The 16,342-nt window shown below is 49.3% G+C and carries 15 protein-coding genes; 8 read left to right on the forward strand and 7 right to left on the reverse strand.

What is annotated here, in order from left to right:
* Window positions 1-427: 427 nt before the first annotated feature.
* Window positions 428-1,519: a trypsin-like peptidase domain-containing protein gene (locus M0Q40_08755; protein ID MCK9222694.1), complete on the reverse strand. Its 1,092-nt coding sequence runs from the start codon at window positions 1,517-1,519 to the stop codon at window positions 428-430.
* A gap of 68 nt (window positions 1,520-1,587) precedes the next feature.
* On the opposite strand from M0Q40_08755, the gene M0Q40_08760 reads away from it, so the two are divergent.
* Window positions 1,588-2,022, forward strand: coding sequence for a hypothetical protein (locus M0Q40_08760; protein MCK9222695.1), 435 nt, complete (start codon window positions 1,588-1,590; stop codon window positions 2,020-2,022).
* Here the strand turns inward: M0Q40_08760 and M0Q40_08765 are convergent.
* From M0Q40_08765 to M0Q40_08775, 3 genes are read right to left on the reverse strand one after another with little or no spacing between them, the layout of a single operon-like run.
* Window positions 1,953-3,128 (reverse strand): electron transfer flavoprotein subunit alpha, encoded by a 1,176-nt coding sequence (locus M0Q40_08765; GenBank protein ID MCK9222696.1) that lies wholly within the window; start codon window positions 3,126-3,128, stop codon window positions 1,953-1,955. The genes M0Q40_08760 and M0Q40_08765 overlap by 70 nt on opposite strands.
* A 28-nt stretch (window positions 3,129-3,156) precedes the next feature.
* Entirely contained in the window at window positions 3,157-3,936 is a 780-nt protein-coding gene (locus tag M0Q40_08770) for an electron transfer flavoprotein subunit beta/FixA family protein (protein ID MCK9222697.1), read from the reverse strand.
* Between the two features lie 29 nt (window positions 3,937-3,965).
* Window positions 3,966-5,120 (reverse strand): acyl-CoA dehydrogenase family protein, encoded by a 1,155-nt coding sequence (locus M0Q40_08775; GenBank protein MCK9222698.1) that lies wholly within the window; start codon window positions 5,118-5,120, stop codon window positions 3,966-3,968.
* Between the two features lie 1,093 nt (window positions 5,121-6,213).
* Between M0Q40_08775 and M0Q40_08780 the strand changes: the two genes are divergently transcribed.
* The 7 genes from M0Q40_08780 to nikR all read left to right on the forward strand — a co-directional run bounded on the left by M0Q40_08780 (window position 6,214) and on the right by nikR (window position 12,889).
* Window positions 6,214-6,720: an FmdE family protein gene (locus M0Q40_08780; GenBank protein ID MCK9222699.1), complete on the forward strand. Its 507-nt coding sequence runs from the start codon at window positions 6,214-6,216 to the stop codon at window positions 6,718-6,720.
* A 47-nt stretch (window positions 6,721-6,767) separates the two neighbouring features.
* On the forward strand, window positions 6,768-7,169 hold the full coding sequence (gene tsaA / locus M0Q40_08785) for a tRNA (N6-threonylcarbamoyladenosine(37)-N6)-methyltransferase TrmO (protein MCK9222700.1): 402 nt from the start codon (window positions 6,768-6,770) through the stop codon (window positions 7,167-7,169).
* A gap of 146 nt (window positions 7,170-7,315) precedes the next feature.
* On the forward strand, window positions 7,316-8,887 hold the full coding sequence (locus M0Q40_08790) for an ABC transporter substrate-binding protein (protein ID MCK9222701.1): 1,572 nt from the start codon (window positions 7,316-7,318) through the stop codon (window positions 8,885-8,887).
* 31 nt (window positions 8,888-8,918) lie between these two features.
* Complete coding sequence (locus M0Q40_08795; protein ID MCK9222702.1) at window positions 8,919-9,887, forward strand: ABC transporter permease; 969 nt, start codon at window positions 8,919-8,921, stop codon at window positions 9,885-9,887.
* A 10-nt stretch (window positions 9,888-9,897) separates the two neighbouring features.
* The gene (locus M0Q40_08800; GenBank protein MCK9222703.1) at window positions 9,898-10,809 is read left to right on the forward strand and encodes an ABC transporter permease; all 912 of its coding nucleotides are present in this window, start codon (window positions 9,898-9,900) and stop codon (window positions 10,807-10,809) included.
* A gap of 66 nt (window positions 10,810-10,875) precedes the next feature.
* Window positions 10,876-12,456, forward strand: coding sequence for an ABC transporter ATP-binding protein (locus M0Q40_08805; protein MCK9222704.1), 1,581 nt, complete (start codon window positions 10,876-10,878; stop codon window positions 12,454-12,456).
* 16 nt (window positions 12,457-12,472) lie between these two features.
* Complete coding sequence (nikR, locus tag M0Q40_08810) at window positions 12,473-12,889, forward strand: nickel-responsive transcriptional regulator NikR (protein MCK9222705.1); 417 nt, start codon at window positions 12,473-12,475, stop codon at window positions 12,887-12,889.
* A 31-nt stretch (window positions 12,890-12,920) separates the two neighbouring features.
* Here nikR and M0Q40_08815 read toward each other — a convergent pair whose 3' ends face one another.
* The 3 genes from M0Q40_08815 to M0Q40_08825 all read right to left on the reverse strand — a co-directional run bounded on the left by M0Q40_08815 (window position 12,921) and on the right by M0Q40_08825 (window position 16,337).
* Window positions 12,921-13,559 (reverse strand): corrinoid protein, encoded by a 639-nt coding sequence (locus M0Q40_08815; protein MCK9222706.1) that lies wholly within the window; start codon window positions 13,557-13,559, stop codon window positions 12,921-12,923.
* 23 nt (window positions 13,560-13,582) lie between these two features.
* Entirely contained in the window at window positions 13,583-14,380 is a 798-nt protein-coding gene (locus M0Q40_08820) for a methyltetrahydrofolate cobalamin methyltransferase (GenBank protein MCK9222707.1), read from the reverse strand.
* A gap of 70 nt (window positions 14,381-14,450) precedes the next feature.
* Complete coding sequence (locus M0Q40_08825; protein ID MCK9222708.1) at window positions 14,451-16,337, reverse strand: ASKHA domain-containing protein; 1,887 nt, start codon at window positions 16,335-16,337, stop codon at window positions 14,451-14,453.
* Window positions 16,338-16,342: the final 5 nt, after the last annotated feature.

Genomic DNA, 16,342 nt, shown 5'->3' on the forward strand with positions numbered 1-16,342 from the left:
CTTATCTCCTATATTGGAGATTGAGCCTCTCGATCCCTTCTTTTCCCTTCTCTCTCATGGGACCCGCGGTATCCGTCGCGTTCGCGATCACCTACCTGAACCCGTAAATTCTTGACTCATACCAATCTCGATTGACATTCCGTAAACTCGGACGGAATTAAGGTGGTAGGGAGTCTCACTACAACTAGAATGCACCAAATTTCGGGCCGAATCCAGTCCCTGATTGGTAACACGTTGTGAATACTTTTCAAGTAGCGTATTTACTAATACAGTAGTCGCTTTAGGTCGGTTTGTGGTTTCAAATAGGTTATTTGGTAAGAGTTGTAACAGAGGTACTGATAGGCATGCGGTGCTAGAATCGACTGTTGAAAGTAAGTACGTAAAGTAGCCTAGCCAGGGATTACTTCACGTACTACTGCCGTGGTACTTACAAAGTGACTGTGGTTTCCCTTCTTACCCCCTCTTTGATTAAGGCTATCCTTAGCTTATCACCGGGGGCATGGCTGCGCACTTTCTTTACTAGCTCATCCATCGTAGAGATCGGTGTTCCGTTGACACTGATAACGGTATCACCACTCGTAATACCCGCCTCAGCCGCGGGACTTCCCTCCCGTACCGATAGGATATAGGCTCCCTTTGAGGGTACTTCATACCCTAGTCTTTGACCAAGTTCCTTGGCTATCTCAGGGGTAAGGGTACCACCGAGGGCCCCTAGTCGGGCTACTCTACCGTACTGTTTCAACTGCTCCATAACATCCTTAGCACTATCGATGGGAATTGCAAACCCAATCCCTTGGCCAGGCTGGTAGATTGCTGTATTAATCCCAATAACCTCACCCCTAGTATTCAGTAGTGCACCACCACTGTTACCGGGATTGATCGATGCATCGGTCTGGATCATGTTCTGTAGATCTAATCCTGAACGGGGATCGATGGTGATGTCCCGTCCTAAGGCACTTACTACTCCGGTGGTAACTGAGTTATCAAAACGGAAGGGGTTACCGATGGCGATTACTGCTTCTCCCACCCGTAGATCACCGGATGATCCTAAGGTGGCAGTGGGCAGATTATCCCCTTGGATCTGTACTACAGCTAGATCCGAGAACTCATCTCTACCAATGACCTCGCCTTGAAAGCTCCTGCCATCTGGCAGAAATACCGTAATCTCTTTCGCATCAGCAATCACATGATTATTGGTTAGGATGGTTCCTTCTTTGTCCACAATAACCCCGGAACCGATGCCTTCCCGTTCTTCAACAATCTGGAAGAAGAAGTTATCTAATATGAGATCCCGGGTGGTCACAATCTTGACCACCGCAGGCCCCACCTGTTCCACTACGGCAACAGTTGGATCTTCCCCACCGGTGGCCTGCCCGGCTAGGTGTCCTTCGTCAATCGACGTCCACGGCCACTTTGCATGTAAGAAGGAGCCTAGAACTACTCCTGTAGCCACACTCAATACCACCATGACCGACAAAGCAATAATAAGTCTACGTTCCGATGTACTTCGCCCCGACACTGTATATCCACCCCTTAATTTATTTCTTCAGTAGAAATTATTTCCTATGCAAAGGGTAAACATACCGTATGTTTATCATGTGTGGGGCGAATAATAAGAAAAAAGGGGAGTCGATGACTCCCAAAAAGGAACTTGTAGGTATGCTAGAAGATAAATCCCGTTTTATTGAGATCTACCAAGAACGACTCCGGGAGAACAAGGAAGCTGCTGTAATACGCAAATACCCGGATAAATTTGAAGAGGGAATGCCTTGGTCTAACCGGGCTTTGCCCCCACTTAACATCAAGGATCGATTCATCTATTTTCTGACCTCACCGGGCTTTCTCTTCGTCCTTGTAATTGGAGTGTTAATTGCCCTCTTGGCCCTAGTTATCCTATTTCCCCCGGAACTTAACGAGTTTGAGGGCGAAGCAGTACTTGTTGCTTGTCTAGATCAACCCTTACCCTTCAACTCACTGATCAAAGCAGGAATCACCTCTAACACATCTCCCACGATTCCGTAGTCCGCCACCTGGAAGATGGGGGCATTGGCATCTTTGTTAATCGCCACAATGACATCTGAAGACTGCATCCCGGCTAAATGTTGAATAGCTCCGGAAATGCCACAGGCAATATAAATCCTTGGCTTAACAGTCTTTCCCGTCTGTCCTACTTGATGGGCATAGGGTATCCACCCAGCGTCAACGACAGCACGCGAGGCACCTACTGCTCCACCTAAGAGCTTTGCCAGCTCGTTTAAAAGGGCAAAATTCTTAGCATCACCCATTCCCCGTCCACCGGCAACAATAATCTCCGCCTCGGCAATGTTTGCTGTCTCATCGTCCTGTTCCGTAACAGAGAGAATTTCACTCAGTGCCTTTAAATCCTCAGGCACAGCCATCTCTATTAGCTGTCCCGGATAATCTGCCACCCGCTCCGGCATGGAGAACACCTTAGGACGAACGGTGGCCATTTGGGGCCTATGATTTGGACAAATGATGGTCGCTAGCAAGTTACCGCCAAAGGTCGGCCGGGTCTGCATTAGGTTACCCGCCTCATCCAAATCAAAACCAGTGCAATCCGCCGTTAGACCAGTACCTAATCTGGTGGCAATCCGCGGAGCGATGGACCGTCCAAGGGTGGTACCACCAATCAGGAAAACTGATGGTCTGATCGTTGTAATTAAGTCAGTAATCAGGCTCACGTATTTCTCTTCATGGGGCAGCTTAAGTTGTGGATGGTCAAAGTAGTAAACCTGGTCCACACTATAGGTTACTAAGTCCTGAGCGTGGTCCTTAATGCCCTCCCCCAAGATTACCGCCGTCAGTTGCGCCCCTAGTTTGTCGCTAAGCATGCGCCCCACCGAAAGCAATTCGTAAGAAACATCGGCCACCTGGCCATTGCGCTGCTCACAGAAAATTAGGACATCCTTACCCTCAGGAGCTTTGGCTTCTTTTTGCCCTCGCTCTATGATGATTGCTTCCACAGGACAGATCTTGGCGCAGGCACCACATAGGGTACAACCGTCCCCGATCACAGCCCGTTCACCTTCCATGCTGATCACGCCAAAGGGGCACTCATCTATACAACTACCACACCCAATACACGCATCGGTTACTCTAATCGACATTACTTGCATTCACCGCCTTCTTAAGGCATCATTGTACTTGGCCTAGTTTCTCTAGAAGAGCCCTGGCCTGCTGTTGGGGCGTACCCTCCAACATCTGACTTGTAATCTTTCTAGTTGGCTCCCAGGTCCGGTAAACCTGGGTGGGAGAACCATTACTGCCAATCCGTTCTGGCTCTGCTTGGATATCCCCAGGACCCCAGATGGGCACTTGCATTTTCTTCGAACGCATCATGCCTTTTAATGAAGGCATCCTTGGCTCATTCAACTCTTTGACCGCGGTAATAAGGGCCGGTAGAGGCATTCTTATTGTCTCGTATCCGTTTTCGATCATCCGCTCCACCACAAGCTGGCCATCATCCGCTGAGACAATACGCCGGACATCGGTAGCATGAGGAATCCCTAACTGCTCTGCTATACCTGGTCCTACTTGCGCTGTGTCCCCATCAACCGCCTGACGCCCGCAGATAATCAAATCAAAGGCCCCTATTTTCCCTATACCCAATGCCAATGTATAGGAAGTTGCGAGGGTGTCCGCCCCGGCAAAGGCGCGATCACTTAACAGTACTGCATCGTCGACTCCCATCGCCACTGCTTCCTTTAGGGCCTCCGCCGCATCGGGAGGACCCATGCTTAGAGCAGTAACCTTGCCACCATGGGCTTCTTTAAGCCTTACCGCCTCTTCAATGGCATACAAATCAAAAGGATTAAGGATCTTCTTAACTCCCGCCCGAATAACAAGACCAGTCTTTGGGTCTATCTTTGCTTGACTAGGATCCGGCACCTGCTTTATGCAAACAACAATATTCACAAAATCCACCTGCCTATCTATGGCAAAACCTAACCCCGCATGGATTCTTTAATCAGTTCTTGCCCAATAATATTCCGCTGAATCTGGTTCGTACCTTCATAGATCTGCGTAATCTTCGCATCCCGCATCATCTTCTCCACAGGATACTCCTTCATATAGCCATAACCGCCTAGGATTTGTACCGCATCTGTGGTGACTTTCATGGCCACATCCGAAGCAAAGACTTTGGCCATTGCCGCTTCTTTAGATACGTTCTTGGCACCGGAATCGATCATCCGGGCAGTAGCGTATACCAACGCTCTGGCCGCCTCGATTTGTGTGGCCATATCGGCTAACATATGAGAAACCGCCTGGAAAGAGGCGATGCTCTTGCCAAATTGCTTTCGCTCCCGGGCATAGTTCACCGCATAGTCTAAGGCCCCTTGGGCAATACCTACGGCCTGGGCCCCAATACCAGGTCGGGTCTTATCGAAGGTTTTCATCGCCACAATAAAACCCATTCCCTCTTTGGCCAGTAAATTTTCCTTCGGAATGCTGCAGTTCTCGAAGACTAACTCTCGGGTTGCTGAGGCACGGATGCCCATTTTGTTCTCCTTCTTACCGAAGCTAAATCCTTCGGTACCCTTCTCCACTATAAAGGCACTAGCTCCCCGGGCCCCTTTATTTCGATCGGTCATGGCAATGATCGTATAGATCTCAGCCTCACCGCCATTTGTGATCCACTGCTTGGTACCATTTAATACGTAATGATCTCCATCTAGCGTTGCGGTGGTACTAATGGCACTAGCATCACTACCCGCATTGGCCTCGGTTACAGCAAAGGCCGCAAGTTTCTTCCCAGAAGCAATCTGGGGCATATATTTTTGTTTTTGCTCCTCGGAACCAAACAGTAAGATGGGAAATCCACCAAGTCCGCTGGCTGCATAGCTTACTGCAACACCACTACAAGCCCGAGAAAGCTCCTCCACAACTAGGGACTGTTCAAAGACTCCCCCGCCCAAGCCACCGTACTCCTCAGGTACCCACACCCCAAACAGGTCCGTATCGGCCAAGATCCTCATAATCTCCCAAGGAAACTGACCAGTTTCATCTAACTCCAGCGCCACCGGCGCCACCTTTTCATCGGCAATGCGAGCCGCAAGCTCTTTGATCATCTGCTGCTCTTCAGTTAAGAAATACTCCATAGGATTCTTGCCCCCATTCGTCTTGAGGTGGCGCAAGCTACCCCGTACCCAAATGCGCCCCATATGTTTTGCACTGCTAATTTAGTACCAGGTACTAAAACAGATCTCTTGCTAATTCGACGGCTTCTGTCTAAATTCCTGCACGCTATTTGGAAAGCACTCTAGCATTCTTCTGACTACTGCAAAGTATATCATACTTGGCATAGGTTGCCCACTTGGCACCCAAACATGACCCTTGCATTAACCTAACCTCAGAAAACAAGGGGTTATCACAGGACCTCGTCGTCAGAACATGTAAGCAATTTCCCAGGGGAAGGAGATAGATGTATGATCCAGGCGCTTACTTGCGTCTAGACCTGCTGTGAGGGCAAAGGCTCTGCCAGGAACTACGTTTTGTCCTAGTGAAGCTCACCGGCCAATGGTCCATTGTGGTAAGTACGGATCTGACTGCGGAACCGACAACCTTTGACGTATGGTAGGTTCAGTTGGGAGTCTGTGGCGGCCTTCAGTGAGATTGTACCTCGTCCCCATACGTTTAAGTAAGTCTTGGGGGAGCTCCTTAACTTGGATTTCTCGGGGAGCCAATCTGCGCAAAATGTCTCGATTTGCCTGATGCCGGATAAAGCAACCTAGTCTGTCTCTAAAACAATTCCTCTGTAGTTGATGCCAACTGGTAGAAAGCTCCCCAATCTACCCGTTCAACCAACCAAGCACTATCACTGTTGCTTAGGTAGATCTCCACGGATGAACTCTCTGCAGCACTGCTCTTGAATGGCTTGATCGCAACAGCAGTGATGGTAACTCCGGATTGCAACTCAGGCCCAAACGTGGGAGCATCTTACAAATTCGCTGCCGTTGACAATAAACGTTCTCCTTGGCAGTCTGTCTTGCCCGGACTAGGTCCCTGAATGCTTCGTGTTCTTTCCGGGACCTAAACAGGAGTAAGCTCTCCACTTCGCAACCAACGGGCCAAACCCTCTGCATCTTTTCGATCAGTCTCTACTCTTTCACTGACTTGACAGTATTTGAGATTCTAACCTATACTGTCAGTAACACGAAGTTTATTTTCGTATTACGGGAGGTTTGGTTTGGTATGTGGAACCGGTGCATACAATTTCATGGCCATACCTGTAAAGGATTGGCTATTGGCTATCGAGTGGGGATAATTGCCTTGGACAAGCTAGCATCCCGGCGGGCAATCGATGAGGAGATTATCGCTATCGTTGAGAATGCTTCTTGTGCAGTCGATGCCATCTCGGTTACAACGGGCGCCACATTAGGCAAGGGCAACCTCCTCTTGCAGGACTACGGAAAACAAGTCTATACCTTTGGGCTAAGAACCGAGAATAAGGCCATCCGCATTGCCGTGCGCAACCTGAGTTGGCCCAAGGATGTAGGTATCGAGAACATTCTCTCCATGGATGAAGAGCTGTTTGCTAAAGTCGAGGAAGTGGAATTGAAGCTGCCGCCTAAGGCGCGTATGCACCGCTCCTATCCTTGTAGTTTCTGTGATGAATCCGTTAGCGAAGCAAAGCTCCGCATAAGGGACGGAAAACTCTGTTGTATCCCCTGTGCCTATGAGGATCTTAAACGCTGGTAGCTTCCTAACCCAGGAACTCAACTAAATCAAGAGGGGCTGTGGGAACCGTGATTCAGATAGAACCCATTGGCTATGTTCATTACCGAAGAGAAGTGTCTGCCCCCAAGGTCATTGGCCCGAGCCGACTCTACCCTTTCCCCAAGGTGGTAGAGATTCACATCAAAGAACAATACATAGACGGGCTTTTAAGGATTGAAGATTGCACTTATCTTTCGGTATTGTATTGGATGAACTATTTACCTAAACGCACCGGGCTCCAAGGGCATCGTTTCGGCGATGAAACCCAGCCGATGATGGGCTCCTTTGCCACCCGAAGTCCCTACAGACCTAATCCCATTGGCGTTACTAAAGTAAGACTGATTAATCGTCGGGCTAATGTAATCACCGTTGAGGGGTTAGATGCCTTCGCGAAAACCCCGGTGCTGGATATTAAAGCTGCAACTACTTAGCCCTGTGCTCACTTTAGAACCGAAAGCAGCAGATTAGGGCGAACACACTGTCTTATTACGGAAAACAAGGAAAGGCATTATCTATGAAAGGTGGTGGGACAATAATGCTTCGGATAGAAATCTGAGGTATTGTTGTCTATGATGTTATGCTTAGAAAACAAAAGAACCTCATGTTCTGTATCTTTGTGCTATGTGCAGCCCTGATCGCGGGACTAGTAGCCTGGTTTCTAAGGCCAACTCAGCAATACATCGGTGGTGAGCCCCAGGAATCACTAAAACCGGTTCTCCGCTTACCCGGCGGTGATTGGGGCCCTCCGGCACCCTATCTACATTACTCCCGGGGACCGGGCGTGTACAAGATGCAACTTGTCTTTGATAGCCTCCTCGAACGAGATGGGTCCGGATATATCCCCTGGCTTGCCACAGGATACCAAGTATTGGATCAAGGGCGAACCTATGTTTTTAAGTTACGCCAGGGTGTAAAATGGCATGATGGTAGGAAGCTTACTCCTGAGGATGTACTTTTCTCCTTTGAGTACGCGCTTAGACATCCTCCGGTACAAGCCCATATCACATCAGAGAACATCACCATGTCTGTTGAGGAAGATAGTTTCATCGTTCACCTTGATTTTCCGGATGCAGCCATGCTCGGCAAGCTTGGTTCTGTGCGTATTATACCCAAGCATATCTACGAGAATATTGAAGACCCAATAGGTTTCTTAGAGCCAAGCGCTTTCATTGGTACCGGCCCCTTCAAGCTTGAGCAATATAACAGGGAGCACGGAACTTATCGGTTTGTGGAAAACTCCGACTTCTTCGGTCCAGCTCCAAAGGTCTCAGCCATTGAATTCGTACCTGTGAGCGATGAGACTTTAGCTCTGCTGCAAGGTGACTTGGATGCTGCAACGATACCACCGGATGCCATATCACTGTTTGCCGACCTTGAACAATTTGCGGTAATGCAAAATCCGGGGTTCTGGGGTTATCGGCTGCTATTTAACATGAATGTTGAACCTTTGGGAAGTATTAAATTCCGGCAAGCCTTAGCCCACGGTATCGATCGCCAACAATTAGTGGAAAAGATTGCCCGGGGAGCAGGCGTCTTAGGCAGCTATGGTATTCTGCCGGTGGATCACATTAACTATAACCCCCAAGTAATCGACTATCCCTATGATCCCGAGTTGGCAAAACAACTCATCGCAGAGGAAGAGATAGCAATACCAAGTTTGAGCATACTGGTAGCGGGAGAGCGGGAAGCGCGTATTGGCCAATTACTGAAAGAACAGCTGGCCGAGATGGGAATTGAGCTTAATATTCGAAGTGTCGATGCCAAAACAAAGGATACGCTCATTCAAACCGGCCAGTACCAGCTTGGCTTAATCGGGCATGGTGGGATGGGGATGGATCCCGACTACTTACGCATCCGCTTCGCTCAGGAAAAAGCTGGTCAGATGATCTCCCAGGTGTCTTCCGTAGGCTTTGCTAACGATGAGATTAATAGACTATGTCTAAAACAAAGGAAGACTACAGATGAAAGTCTTCGCCAGGACTATCTCAATCAGCTGCAAAACCTGATAGCAGAAAACATACCGGAGATCCCTCTGTTTTGTACCACCGACTACTTTGTATATAACCGGGAGAAACTCGATGGCTGGGTATACATGTTTGATCACCATGAACCGACCCATTGTAACATGTCCTATCTGGTGCATCCTTGATCAAATCAGGATTAGAGAGGAAACTTAGAATTTGAGTAAACCACATCGGTTACTGGAGTACGGGTTAACCTTGTTTGTCCTGTTTAACTTGAACTTCATATTACCCCGGGCATTGCCCGGGGATCCCTTACTTACATTGGTCAATACAGATCAATCCTTTAGCGTACTCACCGCCGAACAGCTTGATTACTTCACAAGCTACTACGGTCTTGATGAGCCCTTAAGTCGGCAGTATCTAAAGTATTGGCAGGGACTCCTGACGGGAGAACTGGGCAAAAGTATTTACTTCAAAGAGGACGTGGCCTCTTTGGTACTAAGAAGGCTCGGCTGGACCGTGCTTTTAGTAGGTTCAGGTATCCTTCTTAGTTCGCTTGTGGGGGTTATTCTGGGTAGTTGGGCGGCATGGTGCCAAGGTAGTTGGTTTGATCGGGCACTGTACTTCTTCCTCGTCTGCCTAGCGGAAACCCCGGTGTTCCTGATTGGTACGCTGTTGTTATTTACATTGGGCGCCCGGCTGCATTGGTTTCCCCTAGGCGGTGCCATGACCCATTTTGCTTCCTATGGAAGCCGACCAGGTCAACTACTAGATATTCTCCATCACGCCGCCTTGCCTGTTGTCACTTTGGCCCTAAGCAGACTAGGTAGCAGTTTCTTGCTGAGCCGCAACACTATGGTTGCCACACTTAACGAAGAGTTCATGCACACAGCATACCTTAAGGGACTACCAGGGAAAACCCGTCTGTTTAAGCATGGACTGAAGAATTGTTTGGTACCGGTTATCACTCGAACACTGACCTCCTTGGGCACAATGATAGGCGGCGCCGTTCTTGTTGAGAATCTCTTTGCCTATCCGGGGATTGGCGGCCTACTGCAGCAGGCCGTTTTGGCCTGTGACTATCCTTTAATGCAGGGTATCCTGCTTGTTACGTCAATCTCTGTTGTCACCATGAACCTCCTTGGGGACCTTCTTTGCTACCGTTTAGATCCCCGGGCACGTTAGGAGTTTTGCTATGCGGCTATCTTGGTCAGGATATCTAGGCATATTGATGCTAGTGGTAGCCATTCTATGCGCTCTATTCGGTAGTTGGATCTACCCCACTGCCTATGATCGTTCAACGGGCCCACCGCTACAGCGTCCAAGCCAAGATCATCCTTTGGGTACCGATGATCTTGGCTTTGATATCCTCGCCCAACTACTTCTCGGAGGTCGCATCAGTATTACCGTGGGCCTTGGCGTTGGCGTGAGTGCAACACTCATTGGTTCACTAATTGGGTTTTCCGCTGGCTTCTACGGGGGATGGATAGATCAACTCTTGATGCGCTTGGTTGACATCACCTTCGGGATCCCCCAGTTTTTAGTCATGATTGTTCTAGCTGCGTGGTTGGGTCCTAGCTTAAACCATACGATCGGTGTGCTTATCTTGTTTTCATGGATGATGCCCGCACGCCTAATCCGGTCCTCCACGGCGAGGCTCAAGGAGGAGTGGTTTGTTAAAGCCGCAAGAAGCTATGGGGCAGGACCACTATATGTGTTTTTTCGACATCTGTTGCCCCAGTTGGCCCCCTTAATGGGTCTATCCCTAATCCGCACCACAAGCCGCGCGATTATGGCGGAAGCTGGGATGGCTTTCCTCGGTCTTGGGGATCCAAGCCTACCGAGCTGGGGACAGATAATGCGAAATGCCTTGGCTTTCCCCGCCATCTGGCATACAGACTTTTGGAGGTGGTGGCTGCTCAGTCCCCAACTGGCTATTACGTGGGTAGCCATCGCTTTGGCCTTGCTCTATCGTAGTATCGATGCCCTATATGGCACTGAGGTCGCCATAAGTGAACAAAAACCTAATAAACGCCATACCACAGAAAGGAGGGAAGCCGAGGGTTGCTACTTGCAGCGAAACTCAGGCAGTGGCATAGTTCGGTAGTTCATGGTACATCCTCTGCTTCAGGTTGAGAACTTAACAGTAACATTTAGATCAGGACAACGGGCCGTGGATCAAGTCTCCTTTGTACTTTATCCAGGCACTGCTACGGGGCTAATCGGCGAGTCAGGATGCGGGAAAACCACCCTACTACAAAGCATCTTTGGTTACACACAGGACGCCACCCTCTCCGGCGCAGTCTACTTTAACGGGATCAACATCCTCAGGCTACCCCTTGGGGAGCGGCGAAGACTATGGTGGCGGGAGATCAGTATCGTCTTCGCGAATACCCAAAGGGTCCTAAACCCAGTGTTAACCGTGGGGGAGCAAATTCGAGAGGTGCTTAGAACATCGAAACAGGACCTCAAGTCAGTGGGGCAGCTTTTCTCCTCGGTGGGTCTAGACCCCTCCCACATCAACAGCTTCCCCCATCAGCTCTCCGGAGGCATGAGGCAGAAGGTCTTGATCGCCATGGCCCTTGGGGCAAACCCCAAGTTGCTTTTAATTGATGAACCTACTTCATCCATCGATCCCTTAAGTCGAGGACAAATTAGGGATCTATTGATTAGGTTACAACAAAAGCTCGGCCTTACCTGTTTTGTGGCGTCGCACGATCTACCATTAATCGAGGGGATGACCCAGAAGACACTCATCATGTGTCAAGGAACCATCGTGGAACTGGCAGGCACAAAGGAGATCCTAGACAAACCAAACCACCCTTATACAAAAGGTTTGATAAATTCCTCACCCCAGTATTATCCTTACAAGGAATTATGGGGAATGAAGCCCCAGGACGCTAAGGGTAATCATGCAGGATGCCCCTTTTACAGTAGGTGCACCCAGAGAGAAAAGGTATGTGCAAGTGCCCGGCCCTTATTGCTTGAGCAAGGGGGACGCCAGATTGCCTGCCATTTGGGAGGGATCACAACGCTACTTCGGGCACAGGACATCTGTAAATCCTTCAATAAGCAGCGCGCATTAAGTGAGGTAGATATGGAGATCTCCCACGGAGAAGTAGTGGCCTTACTCGGAGAGACCGGTTCCGGAAAATCCACCCTGGCCCAGGTTTTGGCAGGGATCTTAACCCCCGATGCGGGATTAGTCTCCTTCCTCGGACGCAGAATCCAGGGTCATTGGGCAACCTCTATGCAAGGTGCCATCCAAATTGTTTTCCAAGACCCGATTGCAGCCCTTAATGAGCGTTTTAGCGTCTTTGCGGCTGTGGAAGAGCCGTTGCTTCTTCTGGGTTTACCTGTGCCCACACGACAAGAGCTGGTAAAGACCGCGGTGGAACAATTGGGTCTAGGCGATAACCTACTTGAACGCAAATGCAGGGAGCTAAGCAGCGGACAATTGCAGCGGGTGGCCATTGCCCGGGCCTTGGTAATGGAACCAAAGCTGCTCATCGCCGATGAAATCTCCTCTTTCCTGGACCCTTCTTCCCAAGCGAATTTGCTGCGTCTCCTCAAGGAGCTACAGTACCAGAAGGGTTTCTCGATGCTTTTCATCACCCATGACGCTGCTTTGGCTCGGAAAATCGCAGATACGATCTGCATTATTGAACGGGGTAGGATCCTGGAGAAAGGTCCTGCCAGAACAGTACTGGCTAATCCTAAACATCAATACACTCGACTACTCTTGGGTGGATAGAAAGGAGTCATTGGTAATGGAAGGAGAACTAAGCCGTTTTGGGGTTTCCGTAGATAGCAATCTTTTGACCAAATTTGATCAGTTGATCACCAACCAAGGATACACAAACCGTTCTGAGGCCATCCGGGATATGATGAGGGATTACCTGGCAGACCACGCAAAAGAGGAAAATGGAGTAATGATCGTAGGAACACTCACCCTACTTTATGACCATCACGTTAGAGAACTCAGCGATAGGCTAACTGACCTGCAGCATCACTACCACCAAAACATCATCTCCACACTTCATGTACACTTGGATCAGTCCCTTTGCCTGGAGGTGCTAATTCTTAAGGGTAAGAATCAGGACATCGAGAAGATCGCTGGAAAGCTAATCAGTACCCGAGGGGTCAAATACGGTAAGTTAACTAGCACATCCCTTCATGTGTTCTAGCCGGGAAAGACTCCGCTTTCCCGGCTAGCTCTTAATTTACCCCAATTAACTCCTTGGCGACATCCACGGCACTACTGGCATCAGGAGCGTAACCATCGGCGGTTATCTCAGCACAGTAGTTCTGTGTCACTGGTGCACCACCAATGATGATCTTCACCTTATCCCGTAGTCCTGCATCTTCAAAGGCCTTAACCGTATCCTTCATGTTCACCATGGTGGTGGTAAGCAGTGCGGACATGCCTACAACATCTGCATCATGTTCCTTGACCGCAGCCACAAACTTATCTGGAGCCACATCCACACCAAGGTCGATCACCTTGAATCCGGCCCCTTCCATCATCATGGCCACTAGGTTTTTACCAATGTCATGGAGGTCACCCTTGACGGTCCCAATCACAAACACACCGGTGGCTTGGACCTCCCCCTCGGCCAACAGGGGCTTTACAATGTCCAATCCCGCATGCATAGCCCGGGCGGCAATTAATACTTCAGGCACGTAAACCTCGTTTCTCTTGAACCGATCGCCGATCACGGACATACCCGGGATTAGCCCTTCTTGGATAATCTGACCCGGCCGTACGCCTTCGTCAAGGGCTGTCTGTACTAGACTCTTAACCTTGTTTGCATCCCCTTTAATCAGAGCTTGTGCAATATCCTGCAAAACTGCCATTCCAACTACCCCCTAGATTAGTACTAACTATCCAACTTACCCTCTCGTTGCGCCGAAATATAACCGGCACAGTATTCATCTTTCCCAAGGATAGCTTCCGCCGCATAGACAAGGGCCATCAACTTCCGATCCAACGGGTCCACGATGGCACTATCCATACCTGAAGCCATAGCCATAACCAGGAAAGCCTGATTCAAATGCTTCCGGTTAGGCAATCCGTAGGAAATATTGCTAAGCCCACAGGTAATGTGAACCTTTGAAAACCTGTTTCGAATAGCGGCTACTGTCTGAAGGAATACCGTCCCATACTTAGAATTGGTACTGATGGGTCGTACTAATGGGTCGAGGTAAATATCCTCTACGGGTAGACCCCGTTGTTGCAGCCTTTCGACGAGCATCTGGGCACATTCCAGAGCCATGGTCTCATCCTCCGGCATGCCCCGGTCATCCATACATAAGCCGATGACGCTGCATCCATACTCCGAAACAATGGGGATCATTTGCTCAAATCGCTGCTTCTCAAGACTAATGGAGTTTAGCAAAGCCTTGCCCCGATGAACCTGCAAAGCCGCTGCCAAGGCCTCGGGATTAGGTGAGTCTATACACAGGGGCAGGTCCACCACTTCTTGTACAATCCTAGTAAGCCATGCTAACATTTTCGGCTCATCGGCAATATGGGTACCACAGTTTACATCAAGATAATCGACTCCTGCAGCTGCCTGCGCTTTGGCAAGATCCTGAATAAAACCTGCGTCTTGAGCGGCAATCGCTTCCGCAACGGGCTTTCGACTAGAGTTGATCAGCTCACCAATCAAGATCAACGGTATTCTCTCCTTTGTCATATATTCTTTTGACATTTATAGATTCAATTCCTCGGTAGCTTCTTGCTTTTTAGGGGAATATCTTGCGATGGGATTGGAAAGAAGCCTGAACTTGCTCATAATCTGGAAACATCATGGCTTCCATGAAGGTTTCCTGAAAGTCCCAACGTCCAGACAGCTCAATATGTCCCGTAGTGCTGGCCAGTTCCTGGGCCATCTTTAGCATTTCCTGGGAAACTAACGCCAGCTTGGCACCACTACGGGCCGCATTACCCACTGAAGTAATCTTATGCTCTGCAACCATGGGTAACAATCCCACGGTCACTGCACTCTTCTTGTCCAGATAGTTACCAAAGGCACCGGCAAGAAGGACTTCCTCAAGATCTTCTGACCTGAGCTCCATTTCCTTAAGTAGTACAGCGATCCCGGAAAAGATGGCTCCCTTTGCCAGTTGAAGCTGTCGGATATCCCGCTGGGTTAGAACAACTTGGGGCCTATTGTCTTGATCCCAAGCCAGAACAAATCCATTACCCTCATTCGAGGTAACCAATCTGTTTCTGATATTATCGAAGGATTGAGGAACCTCTTCTTGTTCAAGCAGACGCCCGGTCTGATCAACTAGTCCCAAACGGAGTAATTCCGCCACCGCATCAAGAAGACCCGAACCACAGATACCAATGGGTTGCTCATTTCCGATAACCTTAATCTCCACCTCATCTTTGGTTAGTCTCACTGCCTCAATCGCACCGGGAGCGGCTCGCATGCCCTTGGTAATCTGGGCCCCTTCAAAGGCAGGCCCAGCAGCGGTGGAGCAGGCCAACATTCTGCCATTACAGGCTAGGGCTATCTCTCCATTAGTCCCGATATCCACAATCAATGTGGGCTTGTTTTTGGAGTAAATTGACGTCGCTAACATCACCCCAACGGTATCGGCCCCAACATACCCGGCAATATTAGGTAAGGTCAATACAATGGCCCCGGGATAGACAGATAAACCTAACTCCTGGGCCCTTACCGAAAGGGTACGTCGGAAACACGCGGAGTACGGGGACTCGGCCAAATACCGGGGAGGTACCCCGACAAGCAAATGTTGCATACAGGTGTTTCCCACAGCCACCACTTGGTAAATCTGCGCTCTACTAATCCCCGCGGTATTCACTAGATCCGCAATAATCTCATTTAAGGTAGTTACAATAGCCTCTTGGAGTGTTCTTAAACCCTGCTCCTCTTCCACAGTGTAGTTAATCCTGGAGATTACATCTGCCCCATAGACCACCTGCCCATTGAGGCGAGAGTGTACGGCAAGCTCCTCACCAGTGTTTAGATCAACCAGACTGCCTACTACCGTAGTGGTTCCAATATCAAAGGCGACACCATAAAGGTCACCGGTGGTATCACCAGGTTCAATACCAAGAATCCCATCTGGGTGCTGTATGACTGTCACTTGGTGATTGGCACGACGCAAGAGCCCAGGAAGTGTCATCAAAACATCCAAGGGAATCTGGCCTTTAGAACCGATGGCTTCCTGTAATCTCTCATCATCGGAACGATCATCATCAAGGGTTGGTTCTAAGACGTGGATGAAACTTTTACTAACAAGGGGCAAGACTGATACGTCCCGCTCTAGACCACTACTAAGGATTTGGTGGGTTTTGGGTGTTTTTATCACCCACACCGAGACCTCTCCATTAATCTTCGCCTGACAAGCTAGACGTATATTGTTTTCTAAGTCACCTTTGGTTAATACTTTCTCTTCTGTGGGAGTCACCGGCGCCAGTTGTCCTCGAACACGTACTTTACACTGGCCGCATCGCCCCTTCCCGGCACAGGTGGCCTCGATTTGTACTCCCCCTTGACGGGCTAATGCAAGGATGGTACTACCCACAGATCCTTGGACCTGTGCAATAGGTGTTGCTCCTTGAAGATCATCAACGTCATAGAAAGTAACTAGTTCCAAAATAA

It is taken from the genome of Limnochordia bacterium (assembly GCA_023230925.1).
GTDB lineage: Bacteria > Bacillota > Limnochordia > DUMW01 > DUMW01 > JALNWK01.

Coding starts and splice junctions, on each gene's coding strand:
- M0Q40_08760 (MCK9222695.1), top strand. CDS start 1,588: ATGTTTATCATGTGTGGGGCGAATAATAAGAAAAAAGGGGAGTCGATG.
- M0Q40_08765 (MCK9222696.1), bottom strand. CDS start 3,128: ATGTCGATTAGAGTAACCGATGCGTGTATTGGGTGTGGTAGTTGTATA.
- M0Q40_08775 (MCK9222698.1), bottom strand. CDS start 5,120: ATGGAGTATTTCTTAACTGAAGAGCAGCAGATGATCAAAGAGCTTGCG.
- M0Q40_08780 (MCK9222699.1), top strand. CDS start 6,214: ATGTGGAACCGGTGCATACAATTTCATGGCCATACCTGTAAAGGATTG.
- M0Q40_08790 (MCK9222701.1), top strand. CDS start 7,316: ATGCTTAGAAAACAAAAGAACCTCATGTTCTGTATCTTTGTGCTATGT.
- M0Q40_08800 (MCK9222703.1), top strand. CDS start 9,898: ATGCGGCTATCTTGGTCAGGATATCTAGGCATATTGATGCTAGTGGTA.
- nikR (MCK9222705.1), top strand. CDS start 12,473: ATGGAAGGAGAACTAAGCCGTTTTGGGGTTTCCGTAGATAGCAATCTT.
- M0Q40_08815 (MCK9222706.1), bottom strand. CDS start 13,559: ATGGCAGTTTTGCAGGATATTGCACAAGCTCTGATTAAAGGGGATGCA.